Raw genomic sequence first — 5,899 nt, 5'->3', positions numbered from 1 at the left:
GACCGGGACCGGGACCGGAGCCTGCGTTGCGGGCTGCGACCTGGGAGACGATCGAGCCGGCCACGGAATCACCGAATCCCGAGGCGGCCGGACCACGTCTGGCGTGCTGAACCTCTGCCCCTTCCGGATTCGAGGTCAGTGCGAGCACGAAGACCCCCCGATCATGGGCCTCGGCGAGGTCGAATGCCGGGTCCAGCGCTCCGAATCCGAGGTACGCAGACACCGTGATCGAGTCGGCTGCCAACGCCGAGGCGGGGTCCAGGTAGGCACGCGCGTAGGCTCCCATGGTGGACCCGATGTCCCCGCGTTTGACGTCGAGAACGCTGATGAGTTCGTGTGCCCGACAGGCCGCGAGGGTCTCTTCGAGAACGGCGACTCCGGCCGAACCGTACTGCTCGAAGAAGGCTGACTGCGGTTTCACCGCGGCCACACTCCCGGACAGCTCGGCCACTGTGCGCAGTGAGAATTCGCGCACCCCATCCGCTGTGCACGGCAGCCCCCAGGCCTCGAGCAGATGGTCATGGGGGTCGATGCCCACGCACAGCGGCCCGTGCTCGTCCATGGCCGCCCTCAGCCGGGCACCGAACATCACGCGCTCCAGTCCTGCAGGCTGCGAACCTTGAAGGTCTTGTCACGAACGACCTCGAGCGAAGTGACTGCCGCGGCGAATTCGGCCAGCGTGGTGATCAGCGGCACGGAGTTCGCGGTCGCTGAGGCACGGATCTCATAGCCGTCCGCCCGTTCCTGCCGTCCGGATGGGACGTTGATGACCATGTCGATCGTGCCCGCGGCCAGGTAGTCCAGCACCGACCGGTCCTCGGCGTCGGCCTCGAAGTGCTTGTGGACCTGAGTGGTCTTGATGCCGTACCGGGACAGCACCGCAGCCGTGCCGGTCGTGGCGACGACGTCGAAGCCCATGTCGACGAGTTCCTTGACAGGCAGAACCATGGCGCGTTTGTCCCGGTCTGCCACAGACACGAACACGGTGCCCGACGTCGGCAGCTTGATCGAAGCTCCCAGGAGTCCCTTGGCGAAGGCCGTCGGGAAATCGTGGTCGATGCCCATGACCTCACCGGTCGAACGCATCTCCGGTCCGAGGATCGAATCGACGACCTTGCCCTCGACAGTCTGGAATCGGCGGAACGGCAGGACCGCTTCCTTGACCGCGATCGGGTGATCCAGCGGCAGGGTCGAACCGTCACCGGCCTCCGGAAGCATGGTCCCGCGCATGTCGGCGATGGTGCGTCCGACGGCGATGAGGGCAGCGGCCTTCGCCAGCTGCGTCGATGTGGCCTTCGAGACGAAGGGCACGGTCCGCGAAGCGCGGGGGTTGGCCTCGATGACGTGGAGGACGTCGGCGGTGATCGCGAACTGAATGTTGAGCAGCCCGCGCACATTCGTCCCCTCGGCGATCGCCGCTGTGGCCGTGCGGACACGGTGGAGCACGTCATCGCCCAGGGTCAGCGACGGCAGCACGCACGCCGAGTCACCGGAGTGGATTCCGGCCTCCTCGATGTGCTCCATGATGCCGCCGATGAAGATGTCGGTGCCGTCGTAGAGGGCATCGACGTCGATCTCGATGGCGTCCTCGAGGAACCGGTCGACGAGGACGGGACGCTCGACGGAGATCTCGGTGGCCGTGGCCATGTAGTCAACGAGCTGAGTGCGGTCGTAGACGATCTGCATGCCGCGGCCACCGAGCACATATGAGGGGCGCACGAGGACCGGGTAACCGATCTCCTCGGCGATCTTCTCGGCCTCGGCATAGGTCACCGCGGTGCCGTGCTTCGGTGCGGTGAGACCGGCTCGGTCGAGGACGGCACCGAATTCGCCCCGGTCTTCGGCCAGGTCGATGGCTTCGGGCTGGGTGCCCAGGACCGGCACTCCTGCGGCCTTGAGCTTGTCGGCCAAGCCCAGCGGGGTCTGCCCGCCCAAGGTGCAGACGACGCCGAGGACGGGACCGGCGGCCACCTCGGCGTGGTAGACCTCCATCACGTCTTCGAAGGTCAGGGGCTCGAAGTAGAGGCGATCGGCGGTGTCGTAGTCCGTGGACACGGTCTCGGGGTTGCAGTTGACCATGATCGTCTCGAAACCGGCGTCGGAGATGGCCATCGTCGCGTGCACGCATGAGTAGTCGAATTCGATGCCCTGACCGATCCGGTTCGGCCCCGAACCGAGGATGATCACGGCCGGCTTCTCACGGGGCGCGACCTCGGTCTCCTGGTCATAGCTCGAATAGTGGTACGGCGTGTGTGCGGCGAACTCGCCGGCGCAGGTATCGACGGTCTTGAACACGGGGCGGATGCGCAGAGCGTGACGGACTCCGGTGACGACACCGGTGTCGAGCTTGCGCAGGCTGGCGATCTGCTCGTCGGAGAAGCCGTGGTTCTTCGCAATCTGCAGCACCTGGGCGTCGAGTTCGTCTGCCGAGGAGATGAACTCGGCGACTTCGTTGATGAGTTCGATCTGGTCGAGGAACCAGGGATCGATCTCGCAGGCGTCGAAGACCTCCGCATTGCTCAGACCGGCGGCCAGTCCCCGCTGCACGGAATGGATGCGATCGGCCGTGGCATGCGAGATCGATTCGAGGACGGAGTCTTTGACGTCCTCGTCGCTGATGTCGGGCAGGTCGTTCCAGGAGAACGAGGCCTCCCGCTGCTCCATCGAGCGCATGGCCTTCTGCAGTGCGGTGGTGAAGTTGCGGCCCAGAGCCATGACCTCGCCCACGGATTTCATGGTCGTGGTCAGCGTCGGATCGGCTGCAGGGAACTTCTCGAACGTGAACCGTGGGATCTTGACCACGACGTAGTCGAGGGTCGGTTCGAAACTGGCGGGTGTGACCTTCGTGATGTCGTTCGGGATCTCGTCGAGCGAGTAGCCCACGGCCAGCTTCGCTGCCATCTTCGCGATCGGGAATCCCGTGGCCTTCGAGGCCAGTGCCGAGGAGCGCGAAACTCTCGGGTTCATCTCGATGACGACGATGCGGCCGGTCTTCGGATCGACGGCGTACTGGATGTTGCAGCCGCCGGTGGCCACGCCGACGGCGCGGATGACGTCGATGCCGATGTCGCGCATCTTCTGGTATTCGCGGTCGGTCAGGGTCAGCGACGGTGCCACTGTGATCGAGTCACCGGTGTGCACGCCCACCGGGTCGACGTTCTCGATCGAGCACACGACGACCACGTTGTCCTTGTGGTCGCGCATGAGTTCGAGTTCGTATTCCTTCCAGCCGAGGATCGATTCCTCGAGGAGCACCTCGTGGTTCATCGAATCGCCCAGGCCGGCTCCGGCGATGCGCCGCAGGTCGGTCTCGTCATAGGCCATGCCTGAGCCCAGACCGCCCATCGTGAACGAGGGGCGCACGACGACCGGATAGTTGAGCTCTTCGGCCCCGGCCAGGGCCTCCTCAATGGTGTGGCAGATGACGGACTTGGCCGATTCCGCGCCGCATTCTTCGACGATGGTCTTGAACTTCTGGCGATCCTCGCCGCGCTGGATGGCGTCGACGTCGGCGCCGATGAGTTCGACCCCGTACTTTTCGAGGGTTCCCGCGTCGTGGAGTTCGATCGCGGCGTTGAGTGCTGTCTGACCGCCCAAGGTCGGCAGGATCGCGTCGGGGCGTTCCTTGTCGATGATCGATTCGATGATGTCGGGGGCGATGGGTTCGACATAGGTGGCGTCGGCGACGTCGGGATCGGTCATGATCGTCGCCGGGTTCGAGTTGATGAGGATGACGCGCAGGCCCTCTTCGCGCAGCACACGACAGGCCTGGGTGCCCGAGTAGTCGAACTCGCAGGCCTGCCCGATGACGATGGGGCCGGAGCCGATGACGAGGACGGATGTGAGATCTTGTCTGAGTGGCATGGGTTCTCCTTAGGCCTGTGCGACCTGGGAAGCGGACATGAGGTCGATGAAGCGATCGAACAGGTAGCTCGAATCGTGGGGACCGGCTGCGGCCTCCGGGTGGAACTGGACGGAGAACGCGGGGATGTCGAGGCACTGGAGTCCTTCGACCACGTCGTCGTTGAGGCACACGTGGGAGACGCTCACGCGACCGAAGTTCGCATCATGCGGGGCCTGTGTCTCACCGTCCAAGGGAGCGTCGACGGCGAAGCCGTGATTCTGAGAGGTGATTTCGACCTTGTCCGTGGTGCGGTCCATGACCGGAACGTTGATTCCGCGATGTCCGAAGGGCAGTTTGTATGTGCCGAAGCCCAACGCCCGACCGAGCAGCTGGTTGCCGAAGCAGATTCCGAAGAATGGGATCTTCGCGCTCAGGACCTCGCGGAGGAGTTCGACTTGTGCATCGGCGGTGGCGGGGTCACCGGGACCGTTGGAGAAGAACACTCCGTCGACTCCCAGCGCCTGGATCTGCTCGAAGCTCGTCGTGGCGGGCAGGACGTGGACGTCGATGCCGCGTTCGCTCAGCCGTTCCGGCGTCATGGACTTGATGCCCAGGTCCACTGCCGCGACGCTGAACTTCTTCTCCCCCACGGCGGGGATGAGCTGGGGTTCGGTGATCGAAACCTCTTCGGCGAGCTTCGCTCCGGCCATGTGCGGTGAGGCCTGGACCTTGGCCAGCAGTTCGGCCTCGTCGGCTGCGGCTGCGGGTCCGGAGAAGATGCCCATGCGCATGGCTCCGGCTTCGCGCAGGTGCAGGGTCAGAGCGCGGGTGTCGACGTCGCTGATGCCCACGATGCCCGATTCCTCGAGGCGGGTGGACAGGTCTCCGATGGAGCGCCAGTTCGAGGACACGCGTGAAGCGTCGCGGACAACATAGCCGGCGACCCAGATCTTGCCCGATTCGTCGTCATCATCGGTGATGCCGGTATTGCCGATGTGCGGCGCTGTCTGGATCACGATCTGACGGTGGTAGGACGGGTCGGTCAGCGTCTCCTGATAGCCCGACATCGCGGTGACGAAGACCGCTTCGCCCAGGGTCTCACCGGTGGCTCCGTAGGCGGAACCGCGGAAGGTGCGGCCGTCTTCGAGGATGAGGACGGCGGGTGTGGTGGACAGTCTCATTGTGCCTCTTCGATCATTTCGCGGATGCGGTCGACGGTGGGGGTGGTGCTGGCGGCGTAGCGGGCGCGGAAGCCGGTGTCGACGAGGGTCTCCCCCAGTCGCCAGGTGATGCGCACGATGCCGCCGCGTTCGACGAATTTGCCGATCATGCCGGCGGTGGTGTCGACGGAGACGATATCGCGCCGCGGGATGAGGAAGTCCTCACGTCCTGCCAGGTCCATGACGACTCCCCCGTCGGTGATGACGATCTCTCCCGTGGTGCGAATGCCGAGACCGTGGACGGCGACTCGTTCGAGCGGGTGTCCGGCCAAGGTCGTCGAGACATAGAATCCTTCGACGGGATCGGAGACGGGTGTGATTCCCATATGCGGTTTCGTCGGCTGCGGCATCTCCGTCTGACTCTTCTTTCGTCGGCTCCACCCCCAGGTGATCGCAAGGATCAGGAGAAGGAAGACGACTGCGATGATGATGACGCTCACTGGTCTGTCCATGATGCTCCTGCCGGGTGGGGTGTGCTGAGTCGTCCGCCGGAGAGCACCCGGTGGCCGTAGAAGAAGGTGTCGGTGATCGAGGTGGAGACTTCGAGACCGGCGAAGGGGTTGTTGCGTCCCTTCGTGGCGTGGTCATCGGGCACGATCGTGTGCGCCGAGGCCGGATCGATGAGGACGATGTTCGCGCTCGCGCCGATCTCGAGGCTGCCGTGTCCCGTTGCTCCGGTGATCCGCGCGGGAGTCACCGACATGACACGGGCGAGGTCGCCGAAGTCGAAGTCGTAGTCGGCCATCGCCTCGACGACGATGGGCAGCGCCGTCTCCATGCCGACCATGCCCATGGCCGCGGCCGTCCACTCACTGCATTTGTGCTCCGAGGTGTG

5 protein-coding genes are annotated in these 5,899 nt (G+C 64.8%); all 5 read right to left on the bottom strand.

What is annotated here, in order from left to right; translation table 11 throughout:
• Window positions 1-589 (bottom strand): orotidine-5'-phosphate decarboxylase (gene pyrF / locus L0G76_RS13440; RefSeq protein ID WP_304357682.1); only part of this gene is annotated, 589 nt, incomplete at its 3' end.
• Window positions 589-3,864, bottom strand: coding sequence for a carbamoyl-phosphate synthase large subunit (carB, locus tag L0G76_RS13435; protein ID WP_304357681.1), 3,276 nt, complete (start codon window positions 3,862-3,864; stop codon window positions 589-591). The genes pyrF and carB, both read right to left, overlap by 1 nt.
• A 9-nt stretch (window positions 3,865-3,873) precedes the next feature.
• A complete protein-coding gene (gene carA, locus L0G76_RS13430) occupies window positions 3,874-5,025 on the bottom strand; it encodes a glutamine-hydrolyzing carbamoyl-phosphate synthase small subunit (RefSeq protein ID WP_304357680.1) in 1,152 nt (383 codons plus the stop codon).
• On the bottom strand, window positions 5,022-5,516 hold the full coding sequence (locus L0G76_RS13425) for a PH-like domain-containing protein (RefSeq protein WP_304357679.1): 495 nt from the start codon (window positions 5,514-5,516) through the stop codon (window positions 5,022-5,024). Before L0G76_RS13425 ends, carA begins: the two co-directional genes overlap by 4 nt.
• A partial coding sequence (locus L0G76_RS13420) for an amidohydrolase family protein (RefSeq protein ID WP_304357678.1) occupies window positions 5,501-5,899 on the bottom strand: 399 nt, incomplete at its 5' end. The genes L0G76_RS13420 and L0G76_RS13425, both read right to left, overlap by 16 nt.

The organism is Brevibacterium picturae (genome assembly GCF_030453725.1).
GTDB classification, from domain to species: Bacteria; Actinomycetota; Actinomycetes; order Actinomycetales; family Brevibacteriaceae; genus Brevibacterium; species Brevibacterium sandarakinum_A.
Note: the sequence above shows the minus strand (reverse complement) of the source record. Positions and strands in the feature narration are given on the sequence as shown.